The 17,206-nt window shown below is 69.3% G+C and carries 12 protein-coding genes; 5 read left to right on the plus strand and 7 right to left on the minus strand.

The window, feature by feature from the left end:
- Positions 1 to 242 precede the first annotated feature (242 nt).
- On the plus strand, positions 243 to 1,550 hold the full coding sequence (locus tag ACFJIX_RS14100; RefSeq protein ID WP_377161045.1) for a class I SAM-dependent methyltransferase: 1,308 nt from the start codon (positions 243 to 245) through the stop codon (positions 1,548 to 1,550).
- Here ACFJIX_RS14100 and ACFJIX_RS14105 read toward each other — a convergent pair.
- Positions 1,499 to 3,112, minus strand: coding sequence for a hypothetical protein (locus tag ACFJIX_RS14105; protein ID WP_377161047.1), 1,614 nt, complete (start codon positions 3,110 to 3,112; stop codon positions 1,499 to 1,501). The genes ACFJIX_RS14100 and ACFJIX_RS14105 overlap by 52 nt on opposite strands.
- Before the next feature lie 7 nt (positions 3,113 to 3,119).
- On the opposite strand from ACFJIX_RS14105, the gene ACFJIX_RS14110 reads away from it, so the two are divergent.
- Together ACFJIX_RS14110 and ACFJIX_RS14115 are read left to right on the plus strand one after the other, a co-directional pair.
- Entirely contained in the window at positions 3,120 to 4,076 is a 957-nt protein-coding gene (locus ACFJIX_RS14110) for a hypothetical protein (RefSeq protein WP_377161049.1), read from the plus strand.
- Between the two features lie 50 nt (positions 4,077 to 4,126).
- A complete protein-coding gene (locus ACFJIX_RS14115; RefSeq protein WP_377161051.1) occupies positions 4,127 to 6,559 on the plus strand; it encodes a membrane-bound PQQ-dependent dehydrogenase, glucose/quinate/shikimate family in 2,433 nt (810 codons plus the stop codon).
- 11 nt (positions 6,560 to 6,570) lie between these two features.
- Here the strand turns inward: ACFJIX_RS14115 and ACFJIX_RS14120 are convergent, their stop codons facing one another.
- Together ACFJIX_RS14120 and ACFJIX_RS14125 are read right to left on the minus strand one after the other, a co-directional pair.
- Complete coding sequence (locus tag ACFJIX_RS14120) at positions 6,571 to 7,047, minus strand: hypothetical protein (RefSeq protein ID WP_377161053.1); 477 nt, start codon at positions 7,045 to 7,047, stop codon at positions 6,571 to 6,573.
- 927 nt (positions 7,048 to 7,974) lie between these two features.
- Complete coding sequence (locus tag ACFJIX_RS14125; protein ID WP_377161055.1) at positions 7,975 to 10,176, minus strand: prolyl oligopeptidase family protein; 2,202 nt, start codon at positions 10,174 to 10,176, stop codon at positions 7,975 to 7,977.
- Between the two features lie 323 nt (positions 10,177 to 10,499).
- On the opposite strand from ACFJIX_RS14125, the gene ACFJIX_RS14130 reads away from it, so the two are divergent.
- Together ACFJIX_RS14130 and ACFJIX_RS14135 are read left to right on the plus strand one after the other, a co-directional pair.
- A complete protein-coding gene (locus ACFJIX_RS14130; protein ID WP_377161057.1) occupies positions 10,500 to 10,808 on the plus strand; it encodes a hypothetical protein in 309 nt (102 codons plus the stop codon).
- Between the two features lie 11 nt (positions 10,809 to 10,819).
- The gene (locus ACFJIX_RS14135; RefSeq protein WP_377161778.1) at positions 10,820 to 11,092 is read left to right on the plus strand and encodes a type II toxin-antitoxin system RelE/ParE family toxin; all 273 of its coding nucleotides are present in this window, start codon (positions 10,820 to 10,822) and stop codon (positions 11,090 to 11,092) included.
- Here ACFJIX_RS14135 and ACFJIX_RS14140 read toward each other — a convergent pair.
- The 4 genes from ACFJIX_RS14140 to uraD all read right to left on the minus strand — a co-directional run bounded on the left by ACFJIX_RS14140 (position 11,089) and on the right by uraD (position 17,191).
- Positions 11,089 to 13,413: a TonB-dependent receptor gene (locus ACFJIX_RS14140; protein ID WP_377161059.1), complete on the minus strand. Its 2,325-nt coding sequence runs from the start codon at positions 13,411 to 13,413 to the stop codon at positions 11,089 to 11,091. The genes ACFJIX_RS14135 and ACFJIX_RS14140 overlap by 4 nt on opposite strands.
- Positions 13,414 to 13,468: 55 nt before the next feature.
- Positions 13,469 to 13,831 carry a DUF2946 domain-containing protein gene (locus ACFJIX_RS14145; RefSeq protein ID WP_377161061.1) on the minus strand — a complete coding sequence of 121 codons (363 nt, stop codon included), beginning with the start codon at positions 13,829 to 13,831 and terminating at the stop codon, positions 13,469 to 13,471.
- A 233-nt stretch (positions 13,832 to 14,064) separates the two neighbouring features.
- A complete protein-coding gene (locus ACFJIX_RS14150; RefSeq protein ID WP_377161063.1) occupies positions 14,065 to 15,339 on the minus strand; it encodes a M20 family metallopeptidase in 1,275 nt (424 codons plus the stop codon).
- Positions 15,340 to 15,370: 31 nt separating this feature from the next.
- Entirely contained in the window at positions 15,371 to 17,191 is a 1,821-nt protein-coding gene (uraD, locus tag ACFJIX_RS14155; protein ID WP_377161065.1) for a 2-oxo-4-hydroxy-4-carboxy-5-ureidoimidazoline decarboxylase, read from the minus strand.
- Positions 17,192 to 17,206: the final 15 nt, after the last annotated feature.

A 17,206-nucleotide genomic window follows, 5' to 3' on the forward strand; every position in this document is an offset into this window, starting at 1 on the left:
CCGCGCTCCCGCGAGCCCGGCAGGCCCCGGCGTCCAGCGCCCCGGTCTATCAAGTCAGGCTGATCAGCCCACGCTGGTCGTCGAGATCGAGCGGTCCCGCATCGATGGCGGGCTGGCGAAGAACAAGTTCGAGCATCCGGCTGTGTGCATCGCCATCCCGGAACGGTTTCCTGGTCGGCAACAGGTCGCCAGGCGGTCATCCGGCTTTGGCGGGACAATCACGGATTGCCCCAGGACCGCCGATGTTCAGTTCCCTGATTGCCCCCGATGCCGGCGCCGCGCCGTCCGACGCGCGCGAACGCTTCCTCCGCCTGCTGCGCACCGCGCTGGCGGAGCGCCGTTTCCAGCGCCTGCTGCTGAACCGTCACGAGGGCGAGGACGCCTCGCTCGAACGGCTGACCGTGCGCGACATCGAGCTGCGCGGCGAGCGCGCGTTGAGCTTCCTGTGGCGGCACAAGACGAAGGACGTCACCAAGAACCATCCGCTGGACGAAGGCCTCGCGCTGATCGACGGCCTGCTGGGGCGCGACTTCCAGCAGGCGCATCTGGACACGCTCGGCGAGGAGGTGCAACTGCGCTTCAGCCGCAAGGGCAAGCCGCTGTTGCAGGTGGGGAAGAAGGCGGGTGCGGGCGCTCCCGCCGCGGCCGACGGCAGCGACTCCGAGGCGGATGCGGACGGCTCGGTCGCTGGATCGGCGCCCGGCGGGCATGACCGCGCCAAGCCCCGGGAGTTGTCGACCGGCAGCCCGTTCTGGCGCGACCTCGGCGTCACGCACGAGCTCAAGGGCCAGCCCGCGCTGGTGCCGGCGATGGCGCGCAAGTGGAAGCAGATCAACAAGTTCATCGAGATCTTCGGCGCGGCGGTCCGCAAGGCCGGGCTGGACGAACCCGGCACGCCCGTGCGGCTGGCCGACTTCGGCTCGGGCAAGGGCTACCTGACCTTCGCCATGCACGACTGGCTGCGCGCGCAAGGCCTGGCACCGCGGGTGCAGGGCGTCGAGCTCAAGCAGGACATGGTGGCGCTGGGCAACGCGGCGGCGGCGCGTCACGGGCTCGAGGGCCTGAGCTTCGAGCATGGCGACGTGCGCGAGCGCGGCGACCAGCCGCTGGACGTGATGGTCGCGCTGCATGCCTGCGACATCGCGACCGACTACGCGATGCACTTCGGCCTGCGCAGCGGCGCGCGCATCATCATGTGCGCCCCGTGCTGCCACAAGGAGATCCGGCCGCAGATGACGACGCCAGCCGCGCTGCGGCCGCTGCTGCAGCACGGCATCCACCTCGGCCAGGAGGCGGAGATGGTGACCGACTCGCTGCGGGCGCTGCTGCTGGAGCTGATGGGCTACGACACGCAGGTGATCGAGTTCATCGCGCTGGAGCACACCAGCAAGAACAAGATGGTGCTGGCCGTGAAGCGCCCGCAAGACCCGACCCCGGCGCGGCGCGCGGAGCTGCTGGCGCAGCTCGACGAGATCAAGCGCTTCTACGGCCTGCGCAGTCAGGCGCTGGAGACGTTGCTGCGCGTGGAAGGCAGGCTCGAGCCCGTCTGAGCGGCCAGCAGGCCCGGGAGCGACGCGCGCCAGGCCTGGAGGTCGGCCTCGCCGCCGCCGCGCGCCGCGGCGGCGCGCAGCAAGGTGCAGGGAGTGCCCTTGGGATACCCGGCGGCGGACAGCAGATCCACCGGCCGCAGTACGCCCGCCGCGCACGCGGTGTCCAATCCGGAGAGGTAACGGGTCAAGGCCGCGTGCACATGCGGCTCCTTGACGGTGGACACGACCTGCTCCGCTTCCCGTGCGTCGGCCAGCAGGATGCGCCGAGCCGCGGCACTGTCGAGCCGCTCCTCCCGCACCATGGCGGTCACCCACTTGAACAGGCTGTCCACCAGGAAGGGCTTCCCGGCGATCAGCGCGGCGCTCATGAGCGGTGACGGCACCGGGTATTGGGCGGTGCCGCTGACCTGCAGCAGGGCGGCGGTCTCCTCGGCGCTCAGATCGAGCTGGATCGAGAGCCGGCGGATCAGGGCGAGTTCCACCAGCAGACGCTCCGGACCGCCTTGGTAGAACGTCGTTTCCAGCGCGTCGGACAAGCCAGCGGACTCGTTGAGCATCGGCGCCGTCAATCGGCGTCCGGGCCCGCTGCGCAGCGACTGCAGCGCTGAGATCAGGCCATCCCAGGCGGGTCCGCCGACCCTGGATCGATCGCTGCCGAGCGGATAGGCACTCTTGAAACGGACCAGTCCAACGCGCGCGGGGAAAACGGGAACGGTGCGTCCGAGTTGTTTCGCGAAGCGGCCGATCAACTGGCGTTGCGGCGAGGGGCGGTCGACGACCTCCGCGTCGCCGTCCTCGACCCCGTCCCCGCCCCGGACCCGCGCCTCGGTGTTCAACGACCGGTCGCGCACCGCCTGCTCGTGCAACTGACGCTGCCAGCTGTCGGTGAAACCCTCGGCGTCCCAGGACGCCAGCAGCGCTGCGAGCGGAGCGCCCCCGTGTCCGCGGAGCAGCAGATGCAGCGCGTGGTCGAAGGCGTCGGCTTCCCAATTCGGCGCGGCCTGGCTCAGCCACGAGGCCAGTGTCAGGTCGTCCAGTCCCTGGCGCTCGATCACGGTCTCGAGGCCCGCGGCGGTGGGGCAGGCGGCGACGCGCTCACGCGTCGCCTCCGGGTCTGATCGCGCCGCCGACGACGAGTCGGCGAATGCCCTCAGCGCCTGCCGGGTCCGTGCGTCGAGCCCGCGCGGCAGCCCGGTGGGCCGGAGCAGCGCGTCGATCTCCTGGCGATTCAGGAAGCGTCGCGGCGGATTCAATTCCTCTCCGGTTCCGTCGTCGAGCGCGATGTACGGCCATCGGCCTTCGAACAGCACGATGCGTTCGCGCTTGCCGTGGACGCGACGCTCCTGGAGCACCTGCTCCTGCGGGGGCGGGGCGATGTGCTGTTCCGCCATGTTGTGGCGGATGCCGATGGCCAGGAGGCGCGGATCGTCGGTCAGGCCGCCTGTGAGATCGCCCTCGTCGTCCAGCGCCGCGACCTGGTGGACATGCAGATCGCCGAAGCGCGGGACGAACGCTTGCAGGGCCTTTTCCAGCAGGGGCCAGTGGTCGAGGTCCTCCCACACGGCGAGCGTGGCCCCCCTTCAGTTCGTCCTCCAGCTTCTGGCCGACTTCCATCAGACAGTCGTCGGCGAGATGCTCCGCGATCGTCGTCATGTCCATGCGCTGCGCCAGGCCGTCGGCGCAACGCCTGATCTCGTCCGCATGGGCGCGGACGTCGATGATGAAGGTGTCGGTCAACTCCGACGCCAGCGAGAAGCCCGGCAGGCGCAAGGCGGCGGCGAAGGGGTCCAGCGCGTGGGGGGTCGAAAGATCATGGTGCGCGAGCCTGGCTTCGCCGCGCAGCAGCTCCCTCAGATGAACGAGGGCCACGTCGGAGAACGCGGACCAGACCGAGGCGCCGAGCCCGCCGGCCAGCCCCGCGAGCCGCAGCGCCGCCCGTTTGAGCTCCGAGGCGTGGCGCTGCGGACACTCTTTGAGTCCCTCGATGCGCAGGAGCGTCTGGCAGCGGTGCTGCAGGCTGATGTCTTCGTTGCCGAGATGACGGACCACCGCTTCCAGGGCCTGCTTGCACTCGGGTCGATAGAGCTCGATCTCCCCTTGGGGCTTCGGCCCCGCGTGCTTCTTGCGGAACGCGAGCAGATGCGACAGTTCCGTCGTGGCCGCCGTCAGGCGATGTTTCCCGGTGAACTCGAGGACCGCCGTGATCGCCGTCTGCCATTCCTCCCGTGCGCGATGGCCGTCGGGACTCTCGAGGAACTCGCGGTTCTGCCTCTTCAGCATCGGCTTGAACTCGCTGATTTCCGAATTCGGCGGCGGGGGCGGGGCATACGCCGGCGCGGGTCCGGCATCGAGGCCATCGGCCCGGGCGCCGTCCAGCCTGCTCTCCTCGGCGTGCTTGCTGTCGAAGAACGCCGGTTCGAAGCTGTAAGAGGTCTGGACGCTGGGCGCCCAGGAAGACGAAGAAGGAAAGGTCATGAGTCCTGGGTGTGCAAGCGCCCGGGACGGTTCGCGAAGTTGCCGGAATGAAACTTGCCATGCGGGGCCATGGCCGTGCTTGCGGCGCTCCAGGCGACTCGATGTCCAACCTCCTTGCACCGTCCCCCGCTCCCGTCCCCTGGCTGGCCCGCGTCCTCGGCGCCGCGCTGCTGATCCTCGGCTTCGTCATGCTCGCCGCGGGCGGCCTGCTGGCCTCGCTCGGCGGCAGCTGGTATTACGCGTTGTCGGGACTGGCCTGGGCCGTCATCGGCGCGTTGATGTGGGGGCGGCTGCGCGAGGCGGTGCTCGGTTATGCGCTCTACTTCCTCGCCACGCTCGTGTGGAGCCTATGGGAAGTGGGCCTGGACTGGTGGCCGCTGGGCGCGCGCATCGGCGTGCCCTTCCTCATCGGCGCGGTGCTGCTCGCGCTGGTGCCGACGATGCGCCGTCATCTGCCCGTCGACGATCTCCGACGCGTCGCCTGGCGCAGTCCGCCGGCGCTCGCGCTCGCAGCGGTGCTCGGGATTTTCGTTGTCGTCGCGTTGACGTCGTGGACACGCGACCTTCATGCCGTCGAAGGCACGATGCCGGCCAACGGCGCCGCGCGTCCGCCCGGGGTGCCGGCCTCCGGCGCGGCATCGGTGCCCGACGGGGAGTGGCACGCCTACGGCCGCACCGGCTTCGGCCAGCGCTGGTCGCCGCTGGCGCAGATCACGCCGGCCAATGTCGGCGATCTCAAGCTGGCCTGGGACTTCCGCACCGGCGATGTCCGCGGCCGGCCCGGCGACCCCGTGGAGACCACCTTCGAGGTCACGCCCCTGAAGGTCGGCGAGCGGCTCTTCCTCTGCACGCCCCACCAGACGGTGCTGGCGCTCGACGCGACCACGGGCCGCGAGCTGTGGCGCTTCGATCCGCAGGTGCGCGGACAGCTGGCGCTGCAGCATCTGACCTGCCGCGGCCTGTCCTACCAGCCGCCGGCGGACACGATGGCCGCGGCCGGGGCGCAGCCTGCCGCCTGCGCGGCCAAGCTCTTCATGCCCACCGCCGACGCGCGGCTGATCGCCCTGGATCCGGCGACGGGCAAGACCTGCCCCTCGTTCGGGCAGCAGGGCGCGGTCAGCCTGATGGCCGGCATGCCCAACGCCAAGCCGGGCGCCTACTACTCGACCTCGCCGGTGGTGGTGACCCGCAAGCTGGTGATCGTCGGCGGCACGGTGCTCGACAACGCGTCGACGAAGGAGCAGTCCGGCGTGATCCGCGCCTATGACATCGAGACCGGCGCGCTGGTCTGGAACTGGGATTCCGCCAACCCCGACGCCACCGCGCCGATCACGGCCGGGCAGACCTACACGGCCAACTCGCCCAACAGCTGGTCGGTGGCCAGCGTCGACGAGTCGCTCGGCCTGGTCTACCTGCCGATGGGCAACCAGCCGCCCGACCAGTGGGGCGGCAAGCGCTCCGCGGCGGTGGAGAGGCACTCGTCGTCGGTGGTGGCGCTCGACCTCGCGACGGGGCAGGTGCGCTGGGTCTTCCAGACCGTGCATCACGACCTGTGGGACTACGACGTGCCCGCGCAGCCGGTGCTGGTGGACCTGACGGTGAAGGGGCGGCGCGTGCCCGCGCTCGTGCAGCCGACCAAGCAGGGCGAGCTCTTCGTGCTGGACCGCCGCGACGGCAAGCCGGTGTTCCCGGTGACCGAGACGCCGGCGCCGCAGGGCGCGGCGGCGGGCGACTTCAGCGCGCCGACGCAGCCGGTGTCGGCGATCTCGTTCAACCCGCCGGCGCTGCGCGAGCGCGACATGTGGGGCGTGTCGATGTTCGACCAGCTCTGGTGCCGCATCGCCTTCCACAGGCTGCGCTACGAGGGCCGCTTCACGCCGCCGTCGGAGCAGGGCTCGCTGATCAACCCGGGCAACTTCGGCGTCTTCAACTGGGGCAGCATCGCCGTCGATCCGGTGCGCGGCATCGCGTTCACGACGCCCGCGATCCTGGGCTTCACCTCGACGCTGGTGCCGCGGCGCGACGACACCTCGCTGCTGGTGCAGGACGGCGGGCCGCCCAAGGGCGCGCTGCCGGCGCTCAACGAGAACTTCGGCGCGCCGTTCGCCGCGAAGATGAAGCCCTTCACCTCGCCGCTGGGCATCCCGTGCCAGGCGCCGCCGTGGGGCACGGTGGCCGGGGTCGACCTGAACGAGGGCAAGGTCGTCTGGCGCCATCGCAACGGGACCGTGCGCGATCTGTCGCCGGTGCCGGTGCCGTTCAAGCTCGGCGTGCCGAGCCTGGGCGGACCGATGATGACGGCCGGCGGCGTGGCCTTCCTGTCAGGCAGCATGGACGACTATGTCCGCGCCTACGACGTCAACGACGGCCGCGTGCTGTGGGAAAGCCGCCTGCCCGCCGGCGGTCAGGCCACGCCGATGACCTACCTCGGCGCGGACGGGCGGCAGTACGTGCTGGTCATCGCGGGCGGCCACGGGTCGACAGGGACGAAGCCCGGCGACCATGTACGCGCGTATGCGCTGGAGAAGCGCTGAGCGAACCCGGGTCAGCCCTTGGCCGCCACGATGGCCTGTGCATCCATGTAGGCCGCCAGCGCCTCGGGTTTGTTGCTTCGCTCCAGCATGGTCTTCAACGTCGTGTTGTAGGGGCCCTGCAGCACTGTCCGAGCTTCCTTCGCGGTGATCAGGCCGGTGGCCTGCGCCTGCGAGATCAACGTGCCCCACTGACGCAGGCGATCGGCCTTCCCCGGATCCACCGCCCATGTCCGGATGTCGGCGTGATATCTCAAGCTGGTCGGCAGCAGGGCCTGCTTGGCCTCCCTGGCGTTCATGCGGCCGCCATCGACGGCCAGCTTGAGCGCCTGCAGCCAGGGCGCGAAGACGTCCGGATGGTCGAGCGCCTCGTTGCTCATCGCCTCGGTCAGCAACTTGCGTTCGTCCTCGACCCCGATCGCCTTGTCCTTCCGGAGCACGCCGGCGGCGGAGAGCAGCAACTGCACCGATGCTTCGTGGCCGTTCGCCATGGCCCCACGCAGTGCGCTCTGACGATGGTGACCAGACGGCTCTTTCAAGAGTCGGGCGAGCTCGACGGGCGATGCGTGCAGCGCCTGCAGCGAGGCGCTGAGCGATGGTGCGTCGCCGGCTTTGAGCGCTGCCAGGAACGATTGGCGGGCCGCGTTCAAGTCGACTTCGGAGTCGGGCAAGGACGCGGGGAGAAGGGGGGCGACGGGGGGCAAGTACATGGCAGTCTCGGCGTGACGAAAGAGTGTCAGTCGACGCTGTTCGTCGCCGGTTCACCGAGGACATCCGGTTGCCCGACGCCGAAGAGACGAAAAAAAGCCCGGCCCCTCGTGGAGAGGCCGGGCAAGGGCGCTGTGACGCCGCCTGAACGCCCTGACTGCTGAGGGCGTGGCGCTGCGGCGTGGCGAATGGGAAGCGCTTGCGCGCCGGCCATGAGGCGACCCGCGACGGGACGCGGCCTGGGCGCGTGGATCGTGAGAACTCAGGTCCGCGGGGGCGGGACCGGCGCCGGGGCTGGCTTTCCGGGGCAGGGACGCGGGGGCGTGGACTGCGGGGAGGCGGGCGTGCGGCGTGTCGTCATGCTTCGCATCATCGCCGCGGCCGGAAAAGCCGAGACGGAAAGAACAGGGCGCAAATCCGGCCAAACAAGTGGCCGGTTTTTTCGTCCATTTCCGGGCCTTCAGGGAATCGGCGGGCGCCAGGGCACCTGGAAGGCATGGCGACGTCGGAGGCGGTGGTTGGAAGGATCAGTTGTCGTCCGAGACCCCTCGGTTCGATCAAAGTCGGGTCCACCAACGACAAGCCCGGCGCGTACGAGACGGGCCGGGCCTGAAGATGATCCGGTCCGGTGCGCGCAAGCGCACCGACGGGTCAGCGCGTCGCCCTGTCGGGCATCTCGCGCAGGTCGCTCATCACGTGCATCACGCGCATCACTTGACGTCCATCCCGAACGTGTTCGCGATGAAGGCCAGGATGTCCGCGCGCTCCTCGATGATCTTGGAGGTCGGCTTGCCGGCGCCGTGGCCGGCCTGCGTCTCGATGCGGATCAGCTTGGGCGCGGGGCCGGTGTCGGCGGCCTGCAGCGTCGCGGTGTACTTGAAGCTGTGGGCCGGGACGACGCGGTCGTCATGGTCGCCGGTGGTCACCAGGATGGCCGGATAACGCGCGCCGCTCTTGATCGTGTGCAGCGGCGAATAGGCCTTCAGCCACTGGAAGTCGGCGGCGTTCTCCGAGCTGCCGTAATCCGAGGTCCACGCCCAGCCGATGGTGAACTTGTGGAAGCGCAGCATGTCCATCACGCCGACCTGCGGCACGGCGGCGCCGAACAGGTCCGGACGCTGGTTCACGACCGCCCCCACCAGCAGGCCGCCGTTGGAGCCGCCGTTGATGGCGAGCTTCGCGGGCTGCGTGTACTTGCTGGACACCAGGTACTCGCCGGCGGCGATGAAGTCGTCGAAGACGTTCTGCTTCTTGGCCTTGGTGCCGGCTTCGTGCCAGGCGGCGCCGTACTCGCCGCCGCCGCGCAGCACGGCCAGCACGTAGACGCCGCCCATCTTCATCCAGGTCGCGGCGGTGACGCCGTAGCCCGGCGTCATCGGCACGTTGAAGCCGCCGTAGCCGTAGAGCAGCGTCGGGTTGCTGCCGTCCAGCTTCAGGCCCTTGCGGTGGGCGATGAAGATCGGCAGCCTGGTGCCGTCCTTGCTGGTGACGAAGACGCGCTTGCTCTCGAATTCGCTCGCGTCGAACGCGGTCTGCGCGCGCTTGAACAGCTCGGCCTTGCCGGTCTTCGCGTCCAGGCGCCAGATCTCGCCGGGCGTGGTCAGGCTGGTGTAGCTGAAGAAGGTCTCCGGGTCGTTCCACTTGCCGCCGAAGCCGGCGGCGGTGCCGACGCCGGGCAGCTGGATGTCGCGCACATGCTTGCCGCTGGGGGCGTGCACGCGCACCAGCGTGGCGGCGTCCTGCAGGTAGCTCAGCACCAGCTGGCCGCCGACGCCGTTGGCGGCGTTCAGCGCGTCCTTGGTCTCGGGCACCAGCGTGGTCCAGGTCTTCGGATCCTTGGCCGTCCAGTCCTTGTCCAGGTCGATCGCGATCAGGCGGCCGCGCGGCGCGTCCTTGTCGGTCTTGACGATCAGGCGCTGGCCGTCCAGCACGACGGGCGCGTACTCGGCGTCGAAGCTGACGGTCAGCGGCACCGGCTTGGCGCCGGCGTAGCCGCCCTTGCCGTCCAGCGGCAGCAGCATCAGGCCGTTCTTGCGGGCGGAGCCCTTCCACACGTTGATCAGCCCCAGGCGGCCGTCGTCGGTGACGTCGACGTTGAAGCCCCATTCCTTCTCGGCCGGGTTCTCCACGACCAGCGTGTCGGCGGACTGCGGCGTGCCCAGGCGGTGGTAGTAGACCTTCTGGAAGTAGTTGGCGCCGGTCAGGGCCGCGCCTTCCTTGGGCGCGTCGTAGCGCGAATAGAAGAAGCCCTTGCCGTCCGGCGTCCAGGACGCGCCGGAGAACTTGACCCACTCGATGGTGTCGTCCAGGTCCTTGCCGGCGTCGAGGTCGCGGACCTTCCAGGTCTGCCAGTCGGAGCCGGCGCCGGCGGTGCCGTAGGCCAGCAGGCGGCCGTCCTTGGACACGACGCTGCCGGTCAGGGCCACGGTGCCGTCCTTGGACAGCGTGTTGGGGTCGAGCGCGACCTGCGGCGTGTCCTTCAGGCTGCGTGCGGTGTAGAGCACCGCCTGCTGCTGCAGGCCGTTGTTGCGGGTCCAGAAGTAGCGGCCGCCTTCCTTGTAGGGGACGCCGAACTTCTCGAAGTTGTAGAGGTCGGTGTAGAGCTTGCGCGCGGGCAGGCGCTGCGGCATCGCGGCGAGGAACTTGTCGGTGACCGCGTTCTCGGCCTGGACCCAGGCCTTGGTGTCGGCGCTGTTGTCGTCCTCGAGCCAGCGGTAGGGATCGGCGACGGTGGTGCCGTGGTAGTTGTCGGTCTGGTCGACCTTGCGGGTGACCGGGTAGGTCAGGCCCTGCGAGGCGGCCGACGCATTGGCGGAGGTCGTGGCGGGGGCCGAGGCGGTTTGCGCGGTGGCGGCCGTCGCGGCGCCGAGCCCGACCACCAGCGCGGCGGTCAACGAAAGACGGGAATGCATGCGATGTGCTCCTGGAGTCGGGAAGCCGCCCCGCGTGGCTCGTGGCCGTTCGGGGCGGTGGGCGGGAATTGTGCCCCGCTGTCCGTGGGGTGCCTTTGGTCAGGGCGGGGAAGTACGGGGTGGACGAACTTCATCGAATCCATCGCGGCGACCGTGGCTCAAAGTGATCGTCTTTCGCGGACGACTGACTTGTCCTGGTTGTTTTGGCCTTTGGCTCGAATGCCGCGGTGCCGGATCGTTCTCAGAATCCCGCATCCCTCTTCATTGGAAAGTGCAGGTGCAGAATGAACGCTGTCCTAAAGCGCATCGACTTCAGTCCGCCTATGACCGACACCAACCCCAATACCTTGACCGTCCGTATCGATCCGGAGCTCAAGCAGCAGTTGGAAGCGTTCGCCGCGGAGGTCCACTTCAAGTTGGACGATCTGGTCGACCAGATGATCCGCGAGATGCTGTTCCGGAACTCTCCGGAGTTTGCGGACCCCACCAATCCGCGTACCGTCGCGTATCGAGCCGTGGAGGCGAGCCTGCTCCAAGGCATTCGTGGCGAACTGATCTCCGAGGAGGAACTCGACAAGTTCCTGGACGACAACTATGGGACGGTGGACAAGGGTTCACCGCAAGAGCCTTGAGCTTCAAGCTTTTGCCCCCAGCGATCCAAGACCTGGCTGTCATCCTCAATCGAATCCGTGCGGACAACCCGCCAGCCGCAGAGCGGTACGGCAGGTTGTTCCGAAAGACGTTCGGCACTCTCGCGGCGATGCCTGGCATCGGGACGCGATCGGATGCGACGGGGATGTTGGAGTTCACGTTCCAGCGCAACTACCGCATCTACTACCGACGCGTTGGGGCGGTCATCTGGATCGTGCACGTGGTGCACGTGGCTCGGCTGTGGCCGCCCCCGCGATCAGGTTAGTAGTCCCACCTCGCCTCCACCTGGAACGTCCGCCCCGGATACGGATGGAAGTTCCAGTACTGGTAGTTGTTGAGGTTGTCGACGCCGGCCGCGAGCGTCCACTGCCTGTCGAGTCGCCACTGGGCCCGCACGTCGACGGTGAAGTACTTGCTCGCCGCCATGTAGGCGAAGCCGTTCACATCGCTGTTGTCCAGCGTGCTGAACTGCTTGCCGCTGTAGCGCGCGCCGAGGCTCAGGCTCAGGTCGTCGCGTGCCTGCCACTGCGCGAGCATCGTGGCGCGCCAGCGCGGCACGCGCGGCTGCCACTTGCCGATCGTGTCGCCGGGCACCGTCGCATAACCGGCGTTGGCCAGGATGATCGAATCGGCGAAGGTCACGCTGCCCGTCAGGCTCACGCGCCGAGGCAGTCCCGCCGTTCCGCTGAGCTCGACGCCCCGCGTCCGGATGCGGTCGATGTTCTGCACCGTGTTCGCATTGGTCGCGACGTTCAGCTGCGAATACAGCGCATCGCGGCTGTCCTCGTGGAAGAGCGTGACCCGCAGCGCGTCGCGATCCTTGCCGGTCCATTCGGCGCTGAGCTCGCTGGTCCAGCTGCGCTCGGCCTTCAGGTTGGGATCGTTGTTGATGAACTGTCCCGCGGCGTTGAAGCCGCCCTGGAACAGCTCGCTGACCGTCGGGAAGCGCACCGCGCGGCCGGTGCTGGCCTTGATCACCCACTGATCGCTCAGTCCGTACGACAGCGCCGCCTTCGGCGACCACGCGGTCTGCGCGCGTGACGGGTGGTTCTGCAAGTTCGTCGTCGACTGGGTCACGCCATCGAACGACTGCCAGTGCTCGCCGCGCAGGCCCAGCACCGCGGTCCAGTCGGGCGCGAAGGCCCAGGCGTCCTGCGCGAAGACGGCCCGCACGCGCGTGTCACCCTCGAAGCGCGAGATCAGCGCGCCGGCATCGCCATCTCGCCAATCCGCCAACGCGGAGACCCGCGTGCGCAGCCGATAGCGCTCCTGCGACACGCCCGCATCGATCGTGTGATCGCTGCCGTCGGGCGTCCAGGTGAGCTTCCCCGACAGCGTGTTCCACCCGGTGCCCGCCTGGTCGGTGAGCCGCCCGGCGTCGGGGGATGCGCTCGTCGGCGCGTAGGCGCGCGAGCGGTCGGCGAGGTAGTCGTACAGGCTGCCCGAGACCTCCCAGCCGAGCCCGTCGCGCACGCGGCGCTTCAGCGAGATCGCATGCATGCGGTGCTCGAGCTCGTCGCGCGTCTGCGGGAAGTCGCTCGCGCTCAGCGAATAGCCCTTGCCGTCGATGCTGACCGGCTGGGTGATGCCGCCGCCGGAACGGTGATCGATCGTCCGCCCGTTCGCGTCCGTCAGGAAGCTCTGCGAGCGGCCGTCGGAGTTGTTGCTCCACAGCCCGAAGACATACATCGCCCGCAGGCCGGGATCGATGTCGTAGGCGAGCTTCAGCTTTGCCTGGTCCTGCACCGTGTCGTATTGCGTGCCGCTGCCCAGCAGCAGCCACGGCTGGTTGGCGCGGTTGAGCCCTGCCACCGCGCCCGAGACCGGCACCGCGCCGGACGCCGGCGCGGCCGAGCTCAGGGTCCTGTTCGCGAAGGTCTGCGGCTGGCCCTCGCTGTCGGTGCGGCCGGCGTGCAGCCACCACGAGAACGCGCCGTCCGCACTGCCGATCGACGCGCTCGCCTGCTTCGCGTCGTAGTCGCGCTTGTGTCCGTAGAGGTCGTTGGGCTGATGGCTGTAGCCCACCCGCGCGTGCGCCTCGAAACGCGTCGGCATGCGCGTCTGGTAGTCGACGACGGCACCGACCGCATTGCCCGAATACGCCGCCGAGAACGGCCCGTACATCACGTCGACGCGGGCGATCTCCTCCGGCGACACGAGGCCCCACCGCGGGGCGAAGGTCGCGCCGTTGCCCAGCAGGTTGGACAGCAGGGTGCCGTCCGCATAAACCAGCGAGCGCGCGCTGTTGCCGGTGCCCGACGCGCGCGTCGACAGCACGGCATGGTTGTAGTCGCCGATGTAGCGCTTGCGCACCAGCAGGCTGGGCAGATACTCGAGCGCGTCCTCGGCATCGGTGGCATTGATGTCGCGGGCGATGGCCTCGCCGGTGACGCCCTCCATCGTCGTGGGAATGCGGCTCGGGAGCGAGGTCGGCGCGGCACCGTCGACACGGACGATGCCCAGGGAAAGAGCGCGGACGTCGGCGTCCTCCGCGGCGTACACGATCGTGGACGCGGCAGCGGAAGCGGACGCCAGCACCGTCAGCGCACCGGCTCTCAGCCGGCGCGCACGGGAAATGCTGTGCATGGAAAGAAACTCCAACGGAATGAAGGAGCACCGGCGCAAGCCGGCGCGGCAAACTTCAGACCGTCAGAGGAGGCGCACGGGCCGGCGCGCTGCGCCAGGCGTGCGCGGTGACCGCGGCGCTGTAGAAGCGCTCCGGCAGGCCGTGGCGCAGCTCGGTGCGCAGCGGCAGCACCCCCGGCACCGGCGGCAGCGGCAGCACGTCCTGGTGCAGATGGCAGAACGCGCAGTGCTGGAACAACGCATGGTCCTGGTCGTCGACGCCGCTGTCCGCCAACCCCGCGCGCAACTCGGCAGCGCGAGGGCCGACGACGCTGGAGCGGCAGATCTGCGTCCAAGGCGCCAAATCCCCGTTCAACGCCTGCGCACCCATCGACGCCGCAGGCAGCAGCGCCGCTAGCCAGAAGACCAAAACGGTCATCCAGCGGGCGAAGACAGGGGGGGAATGCGGGTGCATCACGCAGGGCATTCTAGGGGGAGCGCGCGAAGCAGGCATGGCCGGGGCCGGCGGCTCACGCCTCGCTTGGCGCGCCAACTCGTTCCGTTCACCTGCGGCTCACTGCACTCAAACAGACGGCGCTCAAGTCAGTCTTGAACGCTCGGCTTCGCCGCCGGCCCCGGCCATGCCCGCTTCGCGTTCGACGAGTCGCGGACTCAGGTCGGACTCAACAGATCGAAGAGGGTGCGCGCGACAACCTTCGTCGCGCGGCGCAGGTCGTCCAAGTCGACTCGCTCGTCCGAACGCTTGGCATGCGACTCCAGCACGGTGCGAGGACCCGCACCATAAATCGCCGCAGGGATGCCGTGCTCGCCGTAGAGACGCACATCGGTGTACAGCGGCGTGCCCGAGGTCGGGATCGGCTCGTCGAAGACCGCCTCGCCATGACGCTGCAATGCGTCGACCAGCGGTTGATTGCCAGGCAGCGGCTTGAGCGCGCGCGCCAGCAGCAGGCGCTTCACGTCGAGCGTGATGCCAGGGAACGAGGCCGCGGCCTTCGCGATGGTGTCCCGGATCTCCGCCTCGACGACGACCGGATCCTCTTCCGGAATCATCCGGCGATCCAGCTTCAACGTGACCTTGCCCGGCACGACATTGGTGTTCGTGCCGCCCTCGATGCGGCCCACGTTCAGGTAAGGATGCTGGATGCCCTCGACCTTCGACGTGACCTCGCGGTACGCGACGTTGCGCGCGTAGAGCGCGTTCAGGATCACGACCGCGCCCTGCAGCGCATCGATGCCGGTGTCCGGGATCGCGGCATGCGCCATCTTGCCGTGAACCGTGACCTCCATCTGCAGGCAGCCGTTGTGCGCAGTGACCACCTGGTAGCTGAAGCCGGCAGCAAGCAGCAGATCGGGCTTCGTCAGCCCCTGTTGCAGCAGCCAGCCGGGGCCGAGCTCGCCGCCGAATTCCTCGTCGTAGGTGAAGTGCAGTTCGACGCCGCCCTTGAGTGCTGCGCCTTGCGCGGCCAACGCTTCCACCGCGCGCAGCGCGAAGGTGTAGGTCGAGAAGTCACTCTTGCTGACGGCCGACGCGCGCCCGAAGAGCTGGCCGTCGACCACTTCGCCGCCGTACGGGTCGTGCGTCCAGCCATCCCCGGGCGGCACCACGTCGCCGTGCGCGTTCAGGGCGATCACCGGGCCGCCGCCTTCGGCGCCGAAGCGGCGGCGGACGATCAGGTTGGTCAGCGATTCCAGCCCGTACTCGCGCACCTGCGCCTGGGGCACCGGGTGCTTCTCGGCGACGTAGCCCATCTCGGCGAGCAGCTCGGCCGTGCGCTCGGCATGCGGCGCGTTGTTGCCGGGCGGCGTGTCGGTGGGCACGCGCACCAGCGCCTGCAGGTAGCGGACCTGTTCGTCGAAGTGGGCGTCGATCCACGCGTCGAGCGTGTCGTAGGCGATCTGGGAGGAGGTGGGTGCGGAAGCGGTCATGGGAGGTCTGTTCCAGGAGATCGGGCGGCGTTCACAGCCGGTCGAGCAGCGCGAGGAAGGCCTGCACGCAGAGTTCGGTGTCGTCGTTGCTGATCGCTTCGAGCGGGTTGTGGCTGATGCCGAGGTTCAGTCCGCGCTGGAACAGCATGGCCTGCGGCATCGCCTGATGGAGCTTCATCGCGTCGTGGCCGGCGCCCGAGGGCATGCGGTGCACCGGCAGACCGAGCGTGTCGACGGCTGCCTCCCAGCGCGCCTGCCACGCCGCATCGCTCGGCGCGGCGGCGGCGGCCTCGGTGCGTTCCAGCGTGAAGCTGACGCCGCGGCGCTCGCAGATCTCGGCGAGACGGGCGCGCACGTCGGCGTCGAGCGCATCGCGCGCCGCATCGGTCGTCGCGCGCAGGTCGAGGCTGAATCGGCAGCGGCCCGGGATCACGTTGATGGACCCGTTGGGCACCTGCAGTTGCCCGACGGTGCCGACGACCTCGGGCACCGCGCCCGCGCGTTCCTCGACGTGGAGGATCAACTCCGCGACCGCGGCGGCGGCATCGCGGCGGCGGTCCATCGGCGTCGTGCCCGCGTGCGAGGCGAGCCCGCGCACTTCGCCGACGTAGCGGATGCTGCCGTTGATCGAGGTGACGATGCCCAGCGGCAGGTCGAGCTCGTTGAGCACAGGCCCCTGTTCGATGTGCACCTCGATGAAACCGAGGTAGCGCGCCGGATCCCGCTTCAAGGCCTGGATCGCCGCCATCGTGCCGGGCAGGCCGGCGTCGCGCATCAGGTCGCGCAGCACGACGCCGTCGGCATCGGCCTGATCCAGCCACGCAGGATCGAAGCGGCCGACCAGCGCGCTGGAGCCGAGGAAGGTCGCCTTGTAGCGCTGGCCTTCCTCTTCGGAGAAGCCGATGACCTCGATGCTGTGCCTGAGTCGTCGCCCTTGGCGCTTGAGCTCGCGCACGCAGGCCATCGGCACGAGGATGCCGAGCCGACCGTCGTACTTGCCGCCGTTGCGTACGGTGTCGTAATGGCTGCCGGTGAGCAGCCGCGGAGGCTCGTCGACCTGGCCGTGGTGTTCGCCGTGATAGACGCCGACGACGTTGCCGACCGCGTCGATGCCGACCTCGTCGAAACCGCACTCGCGCATCCAGTCGGCGAGTTGCGCCGCCGCGGCGCGATGGGCGTCGGTCAGGTACAGGACGGTGAGCTGGCCGTTCTCCGCGAAGCCGGGATCGGAGAACCGCGCCAGCGACTCCGCCCAGTCCCAGACCTGGTTGCCCAGGGTCGGCGCCACGCCGAACTTGTCGTTGAGCCGGATTTCCGCGATGCGATGGATGTTGCGCAGGCACTCGGCGCGCTCGATGTCCGGGTGCGCGTTCAGGCGCCGCGCGAAGGTCTCGATGATCTGCTGTCGCGTCAGGCCATCGCCGCGTGGGCCGCGCACGGCGAGGATGAAGGGCCAGCCGAAGCGCGCGTTGTAGTCCGCGTTCAGTTGCTGCAGGCGCGCGAACTCCTCCGGCGAACAGTTCGTGAGGCCGGCACGGCTCTGCTCGTTCGTGGACTCGGCGGTCAGGGCCTGCGCCACCATCGCCTTGCCGGCGAGTTCCGGATGCGCGCGGATCAGGCCGAGCTGCTCGTCGAGCGCGGCCTCGCGCACGACGGTCGCCATCGCATGCTTCAGCGCCGCGAGGCTCGGGAAGCCGCCCGCGGGACGCCGGGCGAAGGCGCGTCGCGCGATCCACGGCGAGTGCTCGTAGACGCCGTCCAGCAGCGCGACGAAGGCGTCCTCACCGGCCGCGTCCAGCGCGGCGAGGGACAGGGACGGCGAGGGCGGAAGTGTTGGCGAAGAGGTGCTCATCGGATGCTCAGCGAT

The organism is Roseateles sp. UC29_93 (assembly GCF_042695725.1).
GTDB lineage: Bacteria > Pseudomonadota > Gammaproteobacteria > Burkholderiales > Burkholderiaceae_C > Roseateles > Roseateles noduli_A.